This window comes from Pseudomonas sp. SWRI92 (assembly GCF_014268685.1).
Taxonomy (GTDB): domain Bacteria; phylum Pseudomonadota; class Gammaproteobacteria; order Pseudomonadales; family Pseudomonadaceae; genus Aquipseudomonas; species Aquipseudomonas marvdashtae.
Genome location: NZ_JABWQY010000004.1, coordinates 146,161 through 163,718 on the forward strand (window position 1 = coordinate 146,161; position 17,558 = coordinate 163,718).

19 protein-coding genes are annotated in these 17,558 nt (G+C 59.3%); 8 read left to right on the plus strand and 11 right to left on the minus strand.

The window, feature by feature from the left end; all coding sequences use genetic code 11:
• Nucleotides 1-42 precede the first annotated feature (42 nt).
• A complete protein-coding gene (locus tag HU762_RS09450) occupies nt 43-180 on the minus strand; it encodes a hypothetical protein (RefSeq protein ID WP_042729498.1) in 138 nt (45 codons plus the stop codon).
• 657 nt (nt 181-837) lie between these two features.
• Between HU762_RS09450 and HU762_RS09455 the strand changes: the two genes are divergently transcribed.
• Nucleotides 838-2,259 carry an amino acid permease gene (locus tag HU762_RS09455; RefSeq protein WP_186635813.1) on the plus strand — a complete coding sequence of 474 codons (1,422 nt, stop codon included), beginning with the start codon at nt 838-840 and terminating at the stop codon, nt 2,257-2,259.
• A 106-nt stretch (nt 2,260-2,365) separates the two neighbouring features.
• Complete coding sequence (arfB, locus tag HU762_RS09460; RefSeq protein WP_186612293.1) at nt 2,366-2,779, plus strand: alternative ribosome rescue aminoacyl-tRNA hydrolase ArfB; 414 nt, start codon at nt 2,366-2,368, stop codon at nt 2,777-2,779.
• Here the strand turns inward: arfB and HU762_RS09465 are convergent.
• The 3 genes from HU762_RS09465 to HU762_RS09475 form a co-directional block, all read right to left on the minus strand.
• The gene (locus tag HU762_RS09465; RefSeq protein WP_186635816.1) at nt 2,776-3,975 is read right to left on the minus strand and encodes an MFS transporter; all 1,200 of its coding nucleotides are present in this window, start codon (nt 3,973-3,975) and stop codon (nt 2,776-2,778) included. The genes arfB and HU762_RS09465 overlap by 4 nt on opposite strands.
• A gap of 83 nt (nt 3,976-4,058) precedes the next feature.
• Nucleotides 4,059-4,310, minus strand: a complete 252-nt coding sequence (locus tag HU762_RS09470; RefSeq protein WP_186635819.1) for a hypothetical protein — start codon at nt 4,308-4,310, stop codon at nt 4,059-4,061.
• Nucleotides 4,311-4,347: 37 nt separating this feature from the next.
• Nucleotides 4,348-4,491, minus strand: coding sequence for a hypothetical protein (locus HU762_RS09475; protein WP_186635822.1), 144 nt, complete (start codon nt 4,489-4,491; stop codon nt 4,348-4,350).
• Between the two features lie 287 nt (nt 4,492-4,778).
• Between HU762_RS09475 and HU762_RS09480 the strand changes: the two genes are divergently transcribed.
• On the plus strand, nt 4,779-6,404 hold the full coding sequence (locus HU762_RS09480) for a methyl-accepting chemotaxis protein (protein ID WP_186635824.1): 1,626 nt from the start codon (nt 4,779-4,781) through the stop codon (nt 6,402-6,404).
• A 115-nt stretch (nt 6,405-6,519) separates the two neighbouring features.
• Here the strand turns inward: HU762_RS09480 and HU762_RS09485 are convergent, their stop codons facing one another.
• The 3 genes from HU762_RS09485 to HU762_RS09495 all read right to left on the minus strand — a co-directional run bounded on the left by HU762_RS09485 (nt 6,520) and on the right by HU762_RS09495 (nt 9,282).
• A complete protein-coding gene (locus HU762_RS09485) occupies nt 6,520-7,542 on the minus strand; it encodes a transporter (protein WP_186635827.1) in 1,023 nt (340 codons plus the stop codon).
• 183 nt (nt 7,543-7,725) lie between these two features.
• Nucleotides 7,726-8,031 carry a PepSY domain-containing protein gene (locus tag HU762_RS09490; protein ID WP_016773566.1) on the minus strand — a complete coding sequence of 102 codons (306 nt, stop codon included), beginning with the start codon at nt 8,029-8,031 and terminating at the stop codon, nt 7,726-7,728.
• Between the two features lie 123 nt (nt 8,032-8,154).
• Nucleotides 8,155-9,282: a glycerophosphodiester phosphodiesterase gene (locus HU762_RS09495; RefSeq protein WP_186635830.1), complete on the minus strand. Its 1,128-nt coding sequence runs from the start codon at nt 9,280-9,282 to the stop codon at nt 8,155-8,157.
• 377 nt (nt 9,283-9,659) lie between these two features.
• Here HU762_RS09495 and HU762_RS09500 point away from each other — a divergent pair, with 377 nt between their 5' ends.
• Together HU762_RS09500 and HU762_RS09505 are read left to right on the plus strand one after the other, a co-directional pair.
• The gene (locus HU762_RS09500) at nt 9,660-11,255 is read left to right on the plus strand and encodes an amidase family protein (RefSeq protein WP_186635833.1); all 1,596 of its coding nucleotides are present in this window, start codon (nt 9,660-9,662) and stop codon (nt 11,253-11,255) included.
• Nucleotides 11,256-11,495: 240 nt separating this feature from the next.
• Nucleotides 11,496-11,822: a DUF2025 family protein gene (locus HU762_RS09505; RefSeq protein WP_186635836.1), complete on the plus strand. Its 327-nt coding sequence runs from the start codon at nt 11,496-11,498 to the stop codon at nt 11,820-11,822.
• A gap of 52 nt (nt 11,823-11,874) precedes the next feature.
• On the opposite strand, the gene HU762_RS09510 is transcribed toward HU762_RS09505, so the two are convergent.
• Nucleotides 11,875-12,585: a CTP synthase gene (locus tag HU762_RS09510; protein ID WP_186635839.1), complete on the minus strand. Its 711-nt coding sequence runs from the start codon at nt 12,583-12,585 to the stop codon at nt 11,875-11,877.
• Between the two features lie 14 nt (nt 12,586-12,599).
• Between HU762_RS09510 and HU762_RS09515 the strand changes: the two genes are divergently transcribed.
• The gene (locus tag HU762_RS09515) at nt 12,600-13,547 is read left to right on the plus strand and encodes a LysR family transcriptional regulator (protein ID WP_186635842.1); all 948 of its coding nucleotides are present in this window, start codon (nt 12,600-12,602) and stop codon (nt 13,545-13,547) included.
• 3 nt (nt 13,548-13,550) lie between these two features.
• On the opposite strand, the gene HU762_RS09520 is transcribed toward HU762_RS09515, so the two are convergent.
• A complete protein-coding gene (locus tag HU762_RS09520) occupies nt 13,551-14,159 on the minus strand; it encodes a TetR/AcrR family transcriptional regulator (RefSeq protein ID WP_186635845.1) in 609 nt (202 codons plus the stop codon).
• Nucleotides 14,160-14,348: 189 nt separating this feature from the next.
• Here HU762_RS09520 and HU762_RS09525 point away from each other — a divergent pair, with 189 nt between their 5' ends.
• Nucleotides 14,349-15,395, plus strand: coding sequence for an MBL fold metallo-hydrolase (locus HU762_RS09525; RefSeq protein WP_186635848.1), 1,047 nt, complete (start codon nt 14,349-14,351; stop codon nt 15,393-15,395).
• 13 nt (nt 15,396-15,408) lie between these two features.
• Here HU762_RS09525 and HU762_RS09530 read toward each other — a convergent pair whose 3' ends face one another.
• Together HU762_RS09530 and HU762_RS09535 are read right to left on the minus strand one after the other, a co-directional pair.
• Nucleotides 15,409-15,726: a helix-turn-helix transcriptional regulator gene (locus tag HU762_RS09530; RefSeq protein ID WP_186635850.1), complete on the minus strand. Its 318-nt coding sequence runs from the start codon at nt 15,724-15,726 to the stop codon at nt 15,409-15,411.
• An 82-nt stretch (nt 15,727-15,808) separates the two neighbouring features.
• On the minus strand, nt 15,809-16,585 hold the full coding sequence (locus HU762_RS09535; RefSeq protein WP_186635852.1) for a helix-turn-helix transcriptional regulator: 777 nt from the start codon (nt 16,583-16,585) through the stop codon (nt 15,809-15,811).
• Nucleotides 16,586-16,697: 112 nt separating this feature from the next.
• Between HU762_RS09535 and HU762_RS09540 the strand changes: the two genes are divergently transcribed.
• Nucleotides 16,698-17,513, plus strand: a complete 816-nt coding sequence (locus tag HU762_RS09540) for a sulfite exporter TauE/SafE family protein (RefSeq protein WP_186635855.1) — start codon at nt 16,698-16,700, stop codon at nt 17,511-17,513.
• Nucleotides 17,514-17,558 lie beyond the last annotated feature (45 nt).

Below are 17,558 nucleotides of genomic sequence, written 5' to 3' on the forward strand. Positions count from 1 at the left end.
GTGGCGGAGCCGACCGGCCGGATCAGCTCCGCCGGGTATCGCTTACAGAGGCCACATCGCCGTGCCGAACGGAACGACGGCGTCGGCTTGCATCATTTCAACGGCGGCTTCATGGGTCGGCGCCTCGAACCATTCATCCAGTTGCAGTTCGGTTTCCAAGTCTTTGTCCAGTGTTTGCATAGTGAATCTCCTAGATGACTTTTGCGGAAAACGCGGGCCGATTCGTGAGCAGAACCCGAGCGAACCGGCGCCGCAAAAACTCGCCGGCACGATGCCGTGGCAAGTGGGGGAAAACCTAGTCGAGGGTTTTTTGGAATGCAAAAAAATAATTGATTTTTTTTGTTTGAACTTTTTATTCCAATTTACGGAGGGGGATTTACCCTTTTGAAAACAGCCGTCTGGGGTTGTTTTTTTGTTAGGCAGCTACCTACCGTCAATTTGCGGTCATCCTTCGGAAATTTCCTGCATGGAAATTTTACGTTACGGCTTGTAAAGGAATGCTGACGGTTTTGACCGTTCGAGCGAACAGGTGTTGGCATCTGGGAAGGCTGTAAGAAAAAGCTGCCGAGTGGCCCGGCGTGACGCATTTTTTGATACTTCGCAGCGCTTGTTTCATGCCCGGGGGAAGGGTCAGATGCGCGCCAGACCTCAAGTGCGGGGTGAGACACTGATCGGGTGGTGTCTGGCAGCAAGGGGACTGCAGTGTACAATGCGCCGCGTTTTACTGTGACCCTTCGCGTACCCACGCACTTTCAAGGTTATCCGCCTTGTTCACTCCGCCACGCCACAAGCGTGTCGGGTCCGATTTCGTCACAGATAAAAACAAATAGGTGACGCATGACCGTTGTAGAAAATACGCATTCAGGCGAGCTGAAGCGCGGCCTGAAAAATCGCCACATCCAGTTGATCGCCCTCGGCGGCGCGATCGGCACCGGCCTGTTCCTCGGCTCGGCGGGGGTGCTGAAATCAGCCGGCCCGTCGATGATCCTCGGCTACGCCATCTGCGGTTTCATCGCCTTCATGATCATGCGCCAGCTTGGCGAAATGATCGTCGAAGAGCCCGTCGCCGGCTCCTTCAGTCACTTTGCCCATAAATACTGGGGCGGTTTCGCCGGTTTCCTGTCGGGCTGGAACTGCTGGATCCTCTATATCCTGGTGGGCATGTCCGAGCTGACCGCGGTCGGCAAGTACATTCATTACTGGGCGCCGGACATCCCGACCTGGGCGTCGGCGGCGGCGTTTTTCGTCCTGATCAACGCCATCAACCTGGCCAACGTGAAAGTCTTCGGCGAGGCCGAGTTCTGGTTTGCGATCATCAAGGTGGTGGCGATTGTCGGCATGATTGCCCTGGGCAGCTATTTGCTGGTCAGCGGCAACGGCGGCCCGCAAGCCTCGGTGACCAACCTGTGGGCCCACGGCGGATTTTTCCCCAACGGCGTGAGCGGCCTGGTCATGGCGATGGCCATTATCATGTTCTCCTTTGGCGGCCTGGAAATGCTCGGCTTCACCGCTGCCGAAGCCGATAAACCGAAAACCGTGATTCCCAAGGCCATCAACCAGGTGATCTACCGGATCCTGATTTTCTACATCGGCGCGCTGGTGGTGCTGCTGTCGTTGACGCCGTGGGACAGCCTGTTGACCACGCTCAATGCATCCGGCGATGCCTACAGCGGCAGTCCGTTCGTCCAGGTGTTCTCGATGCTGGGCAGCAACACCGCGGCGCACATTCTCAACTTCGTCGTGTTGACCGCGGCGTTGTCGGTGTACAACAGCGGCACTTACTGCAACAGCCGCATGTTGCTCGGCATGGCCGAGCAGGGCGATGCGCCCAAGGCCTTGGCGAAAATCGACAAGCGCGGCGTGCCGGTGCGTTCGATCCTCGCATCGGCGGCGGTCACGCTGGTGGCGGTGCTGCTGAACTACCTGGTCCCGCAGCATGCGCTGGAGTTGCTGATGTCGTTGGTGGTCGCGACGCTGGTGATCAACTGGGCGATGATCAGCTACTCGCATTTCAAGTTCCGCCAGCACATGAACCAGTCTGGACAGACGCCGCTGTTCAAGGCGTTGTGGTATCCGTATGGCAACTACGTCTGCCTGGCGTTCGTGGTGTTCATCCTGGGCGTGATGCTGTTGATCCCCGGCATTCAGATCTCGGTCTATGCGATTCCGGTCTGGGTGGTGTTCATGTGGGGGTGCTACGTGATCAAGAACAAGCGCAGTGCCCGGCAAGAACTGGCGATGGCGGCCGCTGCCAAGTAACAATCCTGAAATACGACAAACCCGGCCAAGTGCCGGGTTTGTTGCATTAAGGCAAGACACCTGAAAATTCGCGGTATCCTGTGGAGCCTGATACCGGACACTTTCCATGCTGGTGATTTCCAACAACGTGCACCTCCCCGACGCGGAGATCGAGCTGACGGCTATCCGCGCCCAAGGCGCCGGCGGGCAGAACGTCAACAAGGTTTCGAGCGCCGTGCACCTGCGCTTCGACATTCCGGCCTCGTCCTTGCCCGAGTTCTACAAGGAGCGGCTGCTGGCGCTGCGTGACAGTCGGATTACCAGCGAAGGCGTGTTGATCATCAAGGCCCAGCAATACCGCACGCAGGAACAGAACCGCGCCGATGCCCTGGAGCGTCTGGTCGAGCTGATCCTCAGCGCCACCAAAGTAGAAAAGAAGCGCCGCCCGACCAAGCCGACCTTGGGCTCAAAAAAGCGCCGCCTGGAATCCAAGACCAAGCGCGGTTCGATCAAGGCCGGTCGCGGCAAGGTGGATTTCTAATTCTTTTCCCGTTCTTCACGGTAGCGAGGTGCCTGGCGATACAGGTAGACGCTTAATGCCAGCCCGCCCAACGCCGCCAGCGCGGCGAACAGGAAGATCGAGGCAAAGCCGAACCCTGCGGCAATCGCTCCGGCCAGCGGACCGGTGATGCCCAGCGACAAGTCGATGAACAGCGAATAAGCACCCACCGCCGCCCCACGACTGGAGGCTGGCACCAGGTTGACCGCTTCCACGCCCAGCGCCGGGAATACCAGCGAGAAGCCGAATCCACTCAACGCCGCGCCCGCCAGCGCCCACTGTGCATCTGGCGCCAACCACAACAGCAACAGACCGAGGGTTTCCACCGACAAGCAGGCGATGGCCACCCGGAACCCACCGAGACGGTTGATCAGGTTGCCGAACAGCAAGCGTGCGCCGATGAAGCTGGCGCCGAACAGGCTCAGGCACAGCACGGCGTTATCCCAGTGCTGTGTCGCGTAGTACAGGGTGATGAAGGTCGCGATGGTGCCGAACCCGATGGACCCCAGGGCCAGCCCGCAGCCGTGGGGCAGCACACGTCCCAGCACGTGCATGAAGGGCAGGCGTTCGCCAGAGACGATGGGCGCCGCGGTCTTGCGCCAAGCCAATGCCAGCCCCAGCAGGCCGAGCGCAATGATGCTGACACCCATGCTCCAAAGTCCCAACGCATTGACTAGCCAAACCCCCAGCGGGGCACCGATCGCCAGCGCGCCGTAACTGGCAATTCCGTTCCAGGAAATCACTTTGGCGGTGTTCGCCGCCCCGACTCGGCCGATGCCCCAGCCAATCGAACCCGAGCCCACCAGACTTTCGGCACTGCCCAACACCAGGCGACCGATCAGCAGGCTGATCAGGCTGAATGTCGGCAGGTGTGGCGTCCAGGCGGACACCAGCATGAACACACCGCTCAGACCGCAGCCGGCGAGGCCGAACATCACCGCGCGCTTGCTTCCCAGGTTGTCGATGATGCGTCCCGCATAAGGACGGCTGAGCAAGGTGGCCAAGTACTGGACGCTGATCACCAGCCCGGCGATCACCGCGCCGAAACCCAGTTCGCCATGGACGAACCCGGGCAGCACGGCCAGGGGAATGCCGATATTCAGGTAGCCGATGAAGGTGAACAGGACGATGGAGACGACTTGCAGCGTGACCGCCAAGGGGCGCTGGGGATCTGGCATGGGTAAAAGGTCCACGGGGCAGCTGGATAGATAGGCTGCTTATGATAGCGGCGACCGTGGGGGTGGCGCCTGGAAAAGTAAAACTATTTGCCGGACGGCGCCTCAGCTGTGTTGTTGCCAGCGACCAGATGTGTGGTCACCAACGCAGCAAGGGCATTTTCCTCCGTGCCGAACCGAGCCAGCAGGGCGGCTTGTTTCTCGGGAGAAAGACGGGTCCAGATATCGACCATTTTTTCCGCTGTGCCGATCAGCACGCTGGCCTGGGCTTCGCTGAAAGCAGGGGTGTCATCGGTCATGGTACGGGGCTCAGGATTCAGGCGGTGTGGAAAGCGCATCTTAGCGCTTTCCACACAGTCTGGTGGTGCGAGTGAATCAGTCTTCGCTGTCAGCCTGGCGGCTTTCAGTGGCTTGCGGCGGCTCGGGTTGCTGGGCGTCGGGTTGCCCCCCGGCTTGTAGCGTGGTCGTCTGCTCAGGTTCGTGCAGGCTTGGGAAGGGGAGATTAGGAATCTCGTGCATATCGCGCTCCTCGCAAGGTCTGTTGATCGATCGGGTTAGATCCGCGCTTGTACAAAGCGTGGGCAGGATACCCCAGGAGAAATGACAAAAAGACTTTTAAATCCCGACGCACGACAAAAGGGATTGTCTGGACAAGTCATGACCACTGGGGGAAACGACGCCGCTACCGATGGTCGCCGAGGCTCAAGAACAGGGCATGTGGGCCGATCCCATGTTCATATCCTCCACGCTCAGTCGCGACAGTGTCCCCTGGACATGGAGGTCCTTTATTTGAAGAGATCGATTGCATGTTTCTACAAAAATCCCTGAGAGCTCAGATTCTTGCCTTGCTGACGGGCAGCCTGCTGGCAACGTTGTTGATCGCCCTGGCGTCCTTTCATTTCCTTTCCGATGGCATTCACAATTATCGCAACCTGATCGATGGCCCGTTGCGTGCGTCGCAATTGATCGATGAGGCCAACCTGCAATTCAAAGTTCAGGTCCAGGAGTGGAAGAACGTCTTGCTGCGTGGCAAGCAACCGGCGGAGCTGGATAAATACTGGAAGCAGTTCGAGGCGCGTCAGGGCGACGTCCAGAGCCTCTTGGGCGAATTGATCAAGCACGAAGGGGTTCCCGCTCCCATCAGATCACGCATCGAACGTCTGCGGGGCGAACATGCCCAGCTAGGTGCGGGCTATCAAAAGGGCCGTGATGCGTTTGTGGCGGCAGGCGGCGACGCTTCGGCGGGTGACGCAGCGGTCAAGGGCGTGGACCGTGCGACCAGTGAGCAGATGAGCGAGCTGGTGGTAGAGCTGCATAAACTGGGCGATGAACAATCGGCGCTGATCAGTGCCGGTGCCGATCGCACGATCATGCTGGGCACGGTGATCATGCTTGTCTCGGGGCTGCTGGTCTGGCTGCTGAGCCTGTGGCTGATCAACCGCAACCTGGTACAGCCCATCCGTAACCTGATCGAATACGTGACTCAACTGAGCCGCGGGCGTTTTGGCGAACGCGTCACCAGCACCCGCCAGGATGAGTTGGGCGACCTGGCCCTGGCGGCGAATACGCTGCGCGATTTCCTCGCCGAAACCTTCACGCGCCTGCAACGCAGTGCGACGGAGCTGGACAGCGCCAGCGGTGAGCTCAATGCCATCGCCAGCCTGATGAGCCAGGGGACGAGCGAACAATTCGAACGCACCGATCAGGTGGCGACGGCGATGAACGAAATGTCCGCCACCGCCCAGGAAGTCGCCCGCCATGCCGCCGACGCCGCTCGGGCCGCCGATGAGGCCGATCACTCGGCGCAACAGGGCGAGAAGGTGATGCAAGGCACCATCCACACCATCACCCAGATGCGCGGCGAAATCGCCAACACCGCCACGGTCATTCGTCGCCTGGAAACCGACAGCGGTCGCATCGGCAAGGTGCTGGAAGTCATTCGCGGAATTGCCGAACAGACCAACCTGCTGGCCCTCAATGCCGCCATCGAAGCCGCTCGAGCCGGTGAGGCAGGGCGTGGTTTTGCGGTGGTCGCCGATGAAGTACGCAGCCTCGCCCAGCGCACGGCGTCGTCGATCATCGAGATCAACCAGATCATCCAGACGGTGCAAACCGGTGCGGTGGACGCGGCCCAAGCCATCGAAAGCGGGCAGTCGCGCAGCGAAGAAAGTGTCGAGCAAGTGACTCAGGCCGGCGAAATGCTCGAACGCATCACTCATGCGGTCGAAGCGATTCGCGACATGAACCGCCAGATTGCCACCGCTGCGGAGGAACAGACTTCCGTTGCCGAAGACATCTCGCGCAACCTGACTGAAATCACCTGCATCGCGAGCACCAACCTGGACAACGTCCAACGTACCGAAGCGGCGAGCCGGGATCTGCACGGGCTGTCTGGGCAGTTGAACGAAGTGACGGCGCGGTTGAGTGCCTGAGCGCATTGACCTGACGGGAGTAGGCGTGTTTGGTCTGGGGACATGGTTGACACCTGTGGCGAGGGAGCAAGCTCCCTCGCCACAAAGGCTTATGCATACCTGAGGTGCATCAATCTCAATAATCGCGCCGCTTGCGAAACGCCCAGCGGCCGGCGATCACGGTGAAAGTCGCCACCAGTGCGACCAGGATCCAGAAGCCGTGGTCATCACCGGCCAACGGCACGCCGCCGACGTTCATGCCAAAGAAACCGGCGATGATGTTGATGGGCAGCGCGAGCACCGTAACCACGGTCAGGGTGAACAAGGTGCGGTTGCTTTGCTCGTTGAGATTGGCGGCGATTTCTTCCTGCAACAACTTGATCCGCTCGCCGAGAGCGGTGAGGTCGTTGATGATCAACGCGAACTCCTCGGTGGATTTGCGCAGCTCCTTGACGTCTTCTTTCTGCAGCCATTGCGGCGGGCGGTTGAGCAGGCGCAGCAACGAACCGGGCTCCAGCGCCAGCAAGCGTTGCAGGCGCACCAGTACCCGGCGGTGGCTGCCCAGTTCGGCGCGGTTGTTGGATACGCGCGACGACAGCAATTGATCCTCGATCTGATCGACGCTGAGGCTGGTCTTGCGCACGATCTGGGTCAGCACCTCGCCCTGGTCGCGCAGCAAATGCACGAGCAGTTCCAACGGTGAGCGAAAGCACTCGCCAGCCTTCACCGATGAGCGCAGCTTGTCGACCGAATGCAAAGGCTGCAATCGTGCGCTGATGATCAAGCGACTGTGGACGCACACCCACAGTGTGGAGACATCCGAGGACACCAAGTTGCTGAGGTTGAACACCACGTCGTTCACCACCGCCAGCAGCGCCGAGTCCACGTGCTCGATGCGCGTCGAGCGCGAGCCTTCGTGCAGGGCTTCGAAAAACTCATCGGGCAAGGCCAGATGGTTTTTCATCCAGCGCTCACAAGCGGCATGAGCCAGGTTCAGGTGCAGCCAGAGGAATTCATCGGCATCCTCCGGTTGCTGCAGGCTTCGCAGGGCCTGGGCCGAATCGATCTCTCGCCCGCGTTCGCCGGGGCGGAAGCGAAACCCGTAGAGCAGGCCGAACAGGTCCGGATCGCGGTGGCTTTGATCGATGCTGTGATTCATGCGGGCTCGCTGGCGGGAGTGCCTGTCGTGGCGATGACAGGTTCACTAGAGCGGCATCATTGCAGGGTTTTTTGATGGTTTTGTGACAGTTGCGCTGTGTTGCCTGGATCGGCAGCTATTTACAGTGTGCGCAAAAGAGCCGCGCAACTTGAAAGTTGCGCGGCTCTTTCTTTTACCAAAGGATCAAGTGTCTTGCTTGTCGGACAGGACTTTGCCGGTAGTTGCGTCGAAGTCCACGTCAAACTCTTTGCCATCGGCCGTTTTCAGTTCCACTTCATACTCATAGCCGTTGAAGTGATTATCCAGGTCGGTGTCGGTGATGGTAGCGCCCGGGTGCAACTTCAGGGCTTCGGCATTCATCGATTCAAGGGATTTGATCTTGCCGTCCTTGACCAACTGGGGAATCTGGTCGATGCGGACATCAGCCTGGGCCAAGCCAGCGGTAAGGGTCAGTGCAGCGGCAGTAAACAGGGCAGTCAACGTTTTCATGAGGTCTTTCCTTGGTGTCGTTAAAGGGTGAGTCGTTTAAGTGGTTTCAGATTATCTCTGGCAACTTAATTCACCCTTAATTCGAAAAACTTGCAGCGACTGCACCGATCCGACCCAGATTCCTCAGTAACCGTTCTTCCCCAACAGCTGCGTCACACTGCCTGTCTCGGGACGCTTGAAGTACTTGAGCAGTTCGCTGGCCCGATTGGTGAAAATGCCATCTACGCCGGCCTCCAGCACTTTCTTGAAATCCACCGGCTCATCCACAGTGTAGACGTGCACCAGCAGGCCCTGATCGTGGGTGTATTGATTCATCCATGGCTGCACCAGGTCCGCATAGCTCTGGCTGCCGCCACCGGACAACGCCGCTGAAGGCCCGGTGCCAATGGCGCCGTGGGCCTTGGCGTATTGGACCCATTGCTCGAACTCGGCCTTGTCCTTGGGCTCTTGCTTGGCGTAATACGCTGCTTTGTCGGATTCGCCGGACTCGGCAAACGTTACCTTGGACTTGGGTTCGATATTGCCTTCGCCGACCCACAGCAGCAGGATTTTTGGCACCTTGGGCATTTCCTGATGCAGCAGTTCCAGGCTGCTCTTCTCGAAAGTCTGCAAGACTACTTTGCCCTTGCCCTGGCCCACGCCGATGGCGCCCTTGGCCAGCTTGGAGCCTGCCGGGCTCAACCAGCCGCGATCTTGCAGCTTGTCCTTCAGGTCACGCTCGATGCCTGGAAACAGCTTGGGCTCCTTGGTCTCGATGTACAGCCCCGGTTTGTGCTGCGGGTTGCCCTCGGCAATGTTGATGACTTCATCCAGCGTCAGGATTTTCAGGCCCGCGAATGAAGGACGAGCGCGGTCCGGGTAGGCCGCGTTGAACCAACTGCCGGCGTCCAGCGTCTTGAGCTCGGCCATGGTGAACTCATTGGCGGTCTTGTCCTTGCGCTCGGGAAACCTGGTCGCGACATCGGTGGTGCGCAACAGGCTGTCGTCGTGCAAGACGAACAGCACGCCGTCCTTGCTACGTTGCAGGTCCAGTTCCAGATAATCGGCGCCCAGGTCACGCGCCAATTTGTAGGCCGCGGCGGTGGACTCCGGGGCATCGAACGATGCGCCGCGATGGGCGATGACCGCCGGGTGGGGGATACCTTGCAGGGTTGCCAGGGCCTTGGGACTTGGGGTTTCGGCGGCGTGTGCCGGACCGAGTCCGAGCACCACACTCAGCATCAACGCGCTACGGGTCAAGGTGACAGGCATGTTCGAGATCCTTTCGTGGGGTAAAAATCACTCTTTTATCAACTGAACGCGTTCGGCGCTATCGCCAGACCGACATAAACCTGCGTGATACAGATCTTCCCCTCGTTTCGAGCGCCCATGCGGACCGTTTGGCTCAGGGTTATTTCCTGCATCACCGGAATCGAAGTCCAGCGACATTTATTACAAAAAAACTTCCGCGTGCAGCGATTCGCTCCGTGGAAACGACCGCAGGCGTTTGTTTTCCCCTGGCTTGTCTGGCTCGGCTAAAAATCGAGCAATATGGCTTAACAGTTCCAACGGTGCCTTTGTTTTTCTGGGCTCTTACTATGAGCAGCAGAGCGAAACGGCTCGCTCGTATTCCATATCAAGGGACTGACATGACTAATCGATACACCGGGTGGATGACTAAGTTAGGGGTTCTATCTTTCATTGCTTTTGCTGTTCAGGCGCAGTCTTCAATAAGTGAAGATAACAGCCAGGCCTATGAGTATTTGAATGTCACGGAACTCAATCAAAGACTGACTGACAACCAACTTACTTCGGTAGAGCTGGTGAACTATCTGAACAATCGGATCCAGGCTCTGGACAAGGAAGGCCCTCACCTCAAAGCGGTTCTCGAACTGAATCCTCAGGCTCTGGCAGACGCAGCGTTACGTGACAGTGAGCGCGCGAGCGGTAGCATTCGAGGCCCACTGCACGGTATTCCGGTATTGATCAAAGACAATATCGACACCGCAGACTTGATGCAGACCACCGCCGGTTCTCTGGCGATGGCAGGGTTGCCGGCCGCGCAAGATGCGTTCGTCATCCAGCAGCTGCGCGACGCCGGCGCCATCATCCTGGGCAAAGCCAACATGAGCGAGTGGGCTGGCATGAGGGATCCAGAAGCGCCACGGGGTTGGAGCGGTCGGGGTGGACAAGGGCTCAACCCCCACGTGTTAAGCGCAGGCCCCTGCGGTTCCAGCTCTGGCCCGGCTTCCGCTCTGGCTGCGGGGTTTGCGCCACTTTCAGTCGGCACTGAGACCAATGGCTCGATCATCTGCCCGTCTGCTGACAATGGGATCGTTGGTCTCAAGCCCAGTCTTGGCTTGGTGAGTCGCTCCGGTGTCATTCCAATTACCCGGCGGCAGGATACCCCCGGGCCGATGGCCCGTACGGTCTACGATGTCGCTTTGCTGTTGAACCACCTGGCGGGCGCCGATCCAACCGACCCGCCTACCGCCGATGCTCCCCAAGACACGGATTACACCAGCGCTTTATCTACCGAGGCGTTGCAAGGGAAACGGATTGGCGTGGTCCTGAATAATGAGGAAACGCGCAGCGCTACCTTTCCACTATGGCCAACCGTTATGACTACCCAGGATCGTTCGCAATGCGACTTAGGTAACGGGATGGTGCACGACCTCGGTGTTCAGTTTTGCACAGCGCTAAAAGCCATTCAGGGTAAAGGAGCGACCCTCGTTCCAGTGACCTTGAGCCTTCCAGACATGAGTGATTATTTTCAAGTAATGATGGCTGGGATGAAGCTCGAATTGCAGGCTTACTTGAACACTCGCAGCGGTTTGCCAATCGCGACCCTGAATAATCTGATTACTTTCAACGAGCAAAATCCGGGGGAAGGCAACTATGGCCAGCGGATGCTCGAGCAAGCCAATGCGCAAACGTGGAGTGAAGAACAAATAGATGCCGTATGGCTGCCGATCCAGGCCAGCTTTAAAAGCATGATCGATGCACGATTTAACGATGACACGCTGGATGCCATGGTGGCCGACTTTGACGGCGGTATTTCCCAGCCGAGCGCGGCAATAGCGGGTTACCCTGTTATCACGGTACCCTCGGGTGTAGAACCGGGCGGTGTGCCAACGTCCATATCGTTTATCGGTTCCATGTGGGGAGACGCCGGGTTATTAGCGCTTGCTTATGCCTATGAACAAGCCTCGTTGAAACTGGTCCATCCAACGTTCAGACCCTAGTCGAGGTATTGGCCTGATGACCGGGACTGGTCGATTGTTCTTTCGACGCTTTCCGGTTCGTCAGGCTCGTTTAGTCGAGGATGCGTCGAATGGCATATTGCGATGCTTTTTCAGGTCGCTTTACAGTAATCTTGGCAACAGCAATTCCCCAACAGAGGGAAGCTTTTAAACCAGCATTCGCTTGTCTTGCGTGTAAACCATCGATCAGACGTCCTGCGGGACGCATCCATGAGGTTTACCATGCGCACCACTTCGACACTCATCTGCCAGGCCGCCGATCAACTCAAGGGTTTTGTCGGCCTGAACCGTAAGACTGGCCAGTACATTGTGCGTTTCAGCGAAGACTCTTTCGGTATGGATGTGGCCGACGACGGCATCATCCCCACCAGTGAATTTGTCTGGACCCCAGCGGCCGATGACACCCTGACCCTCAAGCGTGGGCGGATCCAGTTGCTGCTGGACCAGAATATCGACGACCGTATCAACATTACCGAACCGTTGCGGGTGTACATGGCGCGCAGCGATCTGCCGGAAATCCTGGCGATGCGGCAGTTGGTAGAGGGCTGAGCCAAGAGTCTCGAGTTGGCCAGGGAACCGGTTCGGTGTTGTCTGTTGGAGGCTATGCCTGCGCCATGGCGCAGGCTTCGACAAACGCGCGGACCAGCGGTGGTACGCGTCCTTCCAGCGCAGCACGCTCGGGCTGGAACAGCGTCGCGACAAAGAACGGATGATCGCGCAACTCTACAGCGCGCAAGTCGGCGGCCGAATCCCGGGCGACGGCATGCAAGCGTTCGCTCAGCAAGTCTCGCTCGAAGTGTGGATTGACGCCGAAACGGCAGTGGTAGCCCTCGAAAACCGTCCGGCGACCATAGGCCTTGGCAATCAACGAGTCCGCTTCCAGCTGCAAGCTGTCGATGGTTTCGACCAGGGCACAGCTCAGCGGCGTCAGCAGTGCTCGTTCCGCTTCTGGTGAGGTTTCACCATGAACGGCATCGACCCAGCCCATTACGTTGCGGGCATATTCCAGCACAGCATGTTGAAAGCCGCCGCAGGTGCCCAAGAAAGGGCGACGCTGTTCGCGGGCAAAACGAATGGCACGCAAGGCGCCGTCTTCGTTTTGGTAAGGGCTGCCGGGCACGCACCAGACACCGTCGAAGTGCTCCAGCACAGCGTTCTCGGTAATGAGCGGCGTTGCCAGCCATTGTAAACGGATGGAATGACCGGTTTGCTTGGCAGCCAGCTCAAGTGCGAGGGGGATCGCCCGGTGCGCGGTGATGTGTGGGTCGTGGTCGCCGACCAGGGCGATGTTTAACGGATGCTGATTTTCCATGGGAGGCTCGCCGCTTGTTGATTCCTGGGCGCCACTATAAATTGGCGTTTGTGCAATCAATATTGGCGTTTACCCAAGTGATGAATGCAGCGACGCACTATCGTCTCGACTATCCCGACCTGTCGCTGATCCTCGCGCTGGTCCGTGGCGGTTCGCTGGCCCGGGCCGCTCGGCTATTGCACGTGGACGTATCGACGGTGTTTCGTTCGGTCCGTCGGCTGGAGGCGGCCCTGGGCCAGCCATTGTTTGAAAAGAGCCGTGCTGGATATTTGCCCACAAGCCTTGCCCAGGCGTTGGCGGAGCAGGCCGAGCGTGCCGAACAGGCGTTGGAGGCCGCGCGCGTCGGCGTGGAGCAGGGTGGCCAGGTGGTCAGCGGCACGGTGCGCCTGACGTGTACCGATGCGGTCCTGCAGGCATTGCTGTTGCCCGCGCTGGCGCGATTCATGCCCGCTTATCCAGCGTTGACGCTGGAGCTGAGCACCTCGAACGACTTCGCCAACCTCAGCCGCCGCGATGCCGACATTGCCTTGCGCCTGACCCTTGCGCCACCGGAACATCTGGTGGGGCGCAATTTGGGCCATGTGGTTTATCGGGTATGTGCTGGCGACGCGTATCTGCGCTCGACGAGTCTGCGGGACCTGGCGTCGATGACTTGGATCGCACCGGACGATTTCCTGCCCGATCACCCCACCGTGGCCTGGCGCCGCCAGCACTTGCCCGGCGTGGTGCCGGCCTATCGTTGCAATAGCATGCTTTCGGTCACCGAACTGGTGCGGGCTGGTTTGGGGGTGGCGGCACTGCCGGACTTTTTGATTGATGGCAACCACGGCCTGACGCCCATTGGCGAGCCATTGGCCGGGCACGACACGGCGCTCTGGCTCCTGACCCGACCGGACTGCCGCGCGTTGCGCTCGGTGGTGACGCTGTTCGATGAACTGGGACGCACTCTGCGGCGCAGCTGAGGTTCAGCGCTGGTAACAGGCCAGGAACATGTCCAAGGCCGATTCGATCACCTGGGCCTGTTCAGGCGATGCAAGGCTCGGTTGCCCCATGGAAATCTGCGGCCAGAACGCGAATGTCTTGATCAGCCCGTGCATCTGTTGGGCAGCAAATGCCGGGTCAACTGGTTTCAATCGGCCGGCGGCCTGGGCCATGCGAATCCAGACGGCCAAGCCTTCTTCGCGCTCGCCCATGCGCGCAACCATGTCTTGGGCCCGCTCAGGGGAGTGGATCGTTGCGGCGATGGCGATGCGCGCCAGGTCGAGAAAATTCTCGTCCGCCAGCATGTGCAGTTTGGCTTGAAGCAGCGTTCGAAGCTGATCGCGTAACGGCTGATCCGGGCTGTACGGGGTGAGCTGCTCTGCCGTGATGCTGTTCCATAGTCGATTCAGAATTTCGGCGAACAGCGCTTCCTTGCTGGGGAAGTGGTTATACACCGTGCGTTTCGAGACGCCGGCAGTCGCCGCGATCCTGTCCATGCTGGTGATCTCGAAACCGCTGTTGCGAAACTCCGCAATTGCGGATTGAAGGATGGCTTCGCGTTTTCGCTCAGTAAGGCGCTGCGGTACGGTCATGGGCATTCGTCGGTAGGAAAAAAAGAACTTACACCCGGCAGTTTACTTGTCCAGGCGATTCATGCAATCTAGAAACTACACCATGTAGTGTAGTTTTTCAGTCGGGCGGCTGTGCGCGCATCGCAACAGCCATCCAGCGTCCCACAACGGCGAAGCGCAACGTGCCGACGCCCTTGGAGTCATCGCACCATGACCACACCTTTTTCTTCGACCGAAAATCCCTCATCGCGGCATGAACAGGGCAAGTACCGCAATCATGCCGTTACGCCACGTGAGGGTTTTGGCACGACCTTGCGCGTCATCTGGAACATGATCTTCCATAAACCGCGCAACACGCGGCCCGCGGGCACCATCGACGTTCGACCGTTGACTCGCGCCGCTCTGCTGGCGGCGCCGAACCACAGCGTCTTCCGTCTCGGCCATTCCACCGTGTTGCTCAAGCTACGGGACAAATTCTGGCTGACCGACCCGGTCTTCTCCGAGCGCGCCTCGCCCGTGCAGTGGGCCGGCCCGAAGCGTTTTCATCAGCCGCCCATCAGCCTCGAGGAGCTGCCACCGATCGAAGCGGTGATCCTTTCCCATGACCATTACGACCACCTCGACCAGCACGCCATCCTGAAACTCGCTGCCAAGACTCGCTATTTCCTCGCACCGCTTGGCGTGGGCGATACCTTGGTCAAATGGGGTATCGACGCCGGGAAGGTGCGCCAGTTGGATTGGTGGCAAGGCACCGAGGTGGCGGGCATCGAATTCGTTGCCACACCGTCCCAACACTTTTCGGGGCGCGGCCTGTTCGACAGCAACGGCACGCTATGGGCCTCATGGGTAATGATCGATGGCGACAGGCGAATTTTCTTCAGTGGCGACAGCGGTTACTTCGACGGTTTCAAACGCATCGGCGAGCAATACGGGCCCTTCGACCTGACGCTGATGGAGACCGGCGCCTATAACGTCGATTGGCCGCATGTCCACATGCAGCCGGAGCAGACCTTGCAGGCCCACATCGACCTCAAAGGCCGCTGGCTGCTACCAATCCACAACGGCACGTTCGATTTGGCGATGCATGCCTGGTATGAACCCTTCGACCGCATTTTGGCCCTCGCCTGGGAGCGCAACGTTTGCATCACCACGCCGCAAATGGGCGAAGCATTCACCCTGACGCAACCGCAACGTGGCCGAGCCTGGTGGCTGGACGTGGAGCCGTCGGCTTATCAGAACCAGACCGGCATGGCCTGACGCCCCGACTCGTTTATTCGATCATTGCGTAGTCCGGCCGCTCCATCGGATCTGGCGTGGCGCCCTTGATATTCATGCCGCGTCCCGGAGCGAAACCCGGGAAGAACACCAACCCTTCGGCCTCCAGCCGGAAGGCCAGCGCCAGGCGCGTCACGTCAAGCAGCTCGCCACCGGCCTCGAAGCGTCGAATGGCCCGGACCGAGACGCCGGACTGTCGCGACAGCTCTTCGACACTCCAGCCCAGCATGGCTCGGGCCTGCTGGCTGTGAGCAGGGGTGAATTGATAGACAGCGATGCGTTCCAGGGTGGTTTTGATTGCGAGAGAGGCCATGGGGGGCTCCAAAGCTGTGGGATGAAAAAGAACTGTGTTTTTGTACAGTTGTTTTGAATCCCGATCAATCTCATTTTTTTGATCAATGACCGGCGGTCTTCTCCAGCCAGGCGCTTGGGGCGTGACCCAGCACACGACGAAACATCGTGGAGAATGCCGCAGGGCTGTCGTAGCCGAGATCCAAGGCTATGCGTGTTACCGAATCCCCTTCAGCCAACCGGGCCAACGCCGACATCACACACGCCTGTTGCCGCCACTGACTGAAGCTCAACGTGGTCTGCCGGCTGAACAGGCGATTGAACGAGCGCAGGCTGATATGCACTTGCGCCGCCCATTCCACGGGCGAGGCATGGGCGTCGGGGCGTTCCAGGAACGCCTGGCACAGGCTGAGCAGGCGCGGATCCTTGGGTAGCGGAAGGTGCAGCGGAAGGTGGGCGCTGCGCAGCAATTCATGCAACAGCAGATCGATCAACGCACCGTCCCGTCCAGCCTCGTCGTAGTCCGGCGCAAGCTCGACGGCTTCCATCAACAACTGACGCATCAGGGGCGATACGCTGATGACCTGGCACCGCGTGTCCATGGCAGTTACCGCGTCCGGTTCGATGTACAAGCTGCGTGTACTCACGCCCAGCATCAGCACCTCATGGGCAACCCCGGGCGGGATCCACACCGCCCGTTGCGGCGGCACCACCCAGTTGCCGTCCGCCGTGCTGACCCGCATGACCCCGGTGGCGCCGTAGAGCAATTGTGCGCGGCGATGGCGATGCAACGGCAGCACTTGCCCATGAGCGTAATCGGTGCCGATGGCAACCACGCTCCGGGGTATCGCATCCAAGAGATCGATCGAACTGTTGCGCATCGGTTGGCCACTCATGATTGGCGTAAACGCGAATATTATTGGCCTGTTTGCTACAGCGGGCCAAGCGTCGCGTCCCTATCGTGAAGGCCTTTCCATTCCCGGATTCGCCTCGATGTTTTATGTATCGCTTTTATGCTTCGGCTGCCTGAGTGGCGTGACGGCCGTGTTGTTTGGCTTCGGCGGCGGATTCGTCGTGGTGCCCTTGCTGTACCGCATGCTCACCGTCAGCCACGGTGCCGACGACCCCATCGGCCAATCTGCAATGCACATTGCCGTGGCTACCTCGACCTGCGTCATGATCGTCAACTCACTGATCGCCACCGTGAAGCATCACCGCGCTGGGAACATCGTTCGTCACTACGTGTGGCCGTTGGGCGGCTTCATCGGCCTGGGCGCTATCGTCGGAGCTGTTGCCGCGATGTGGGCAAGTAGCGAAGTCATTCGCTATGCCTTCATCATTTATTTGGGCGTGACCATTCTGGACTGCTTGTTCCGACGCGGTTTTCTGACACAGTCTGACGCCGTAGTCCCACGCCGATTGGGCTGGGCAGAGGTCTCGGCGGGCGGGATCAGCATCGGCACCATCGCCACTTTTCTGGGCGTGGGCGGCAGCGTCATGACGGTGCCGTTATTGCGCCGTTGCGGGCTGAACATGTCCCGCGCGACGTCCATGGCCAACCCGTTGAGCTTGCCGGTTGCGGTGGCCGGGACACTGACTTACATGGCCATGGCCGGGGTTGCCGAGTTTGATTCGGGGCCGTGGTTTGTCGGTTACGTCGACTTGATGGCGTTCGCTGTGCTCACACTGGGCGCGCTATTGGGTATCCGTCTGGCAACGCCATGGATCGGGCGGATACCGGATGGGGTTCATGCCTGGGTCTATATTGGATTGTTGGTCGTTGTGATGCTGGGCATATCAATACAATAAAATCTCCATGCAGCGTTGCTCGATGTCTGGTTGAAGGAGGGTGGC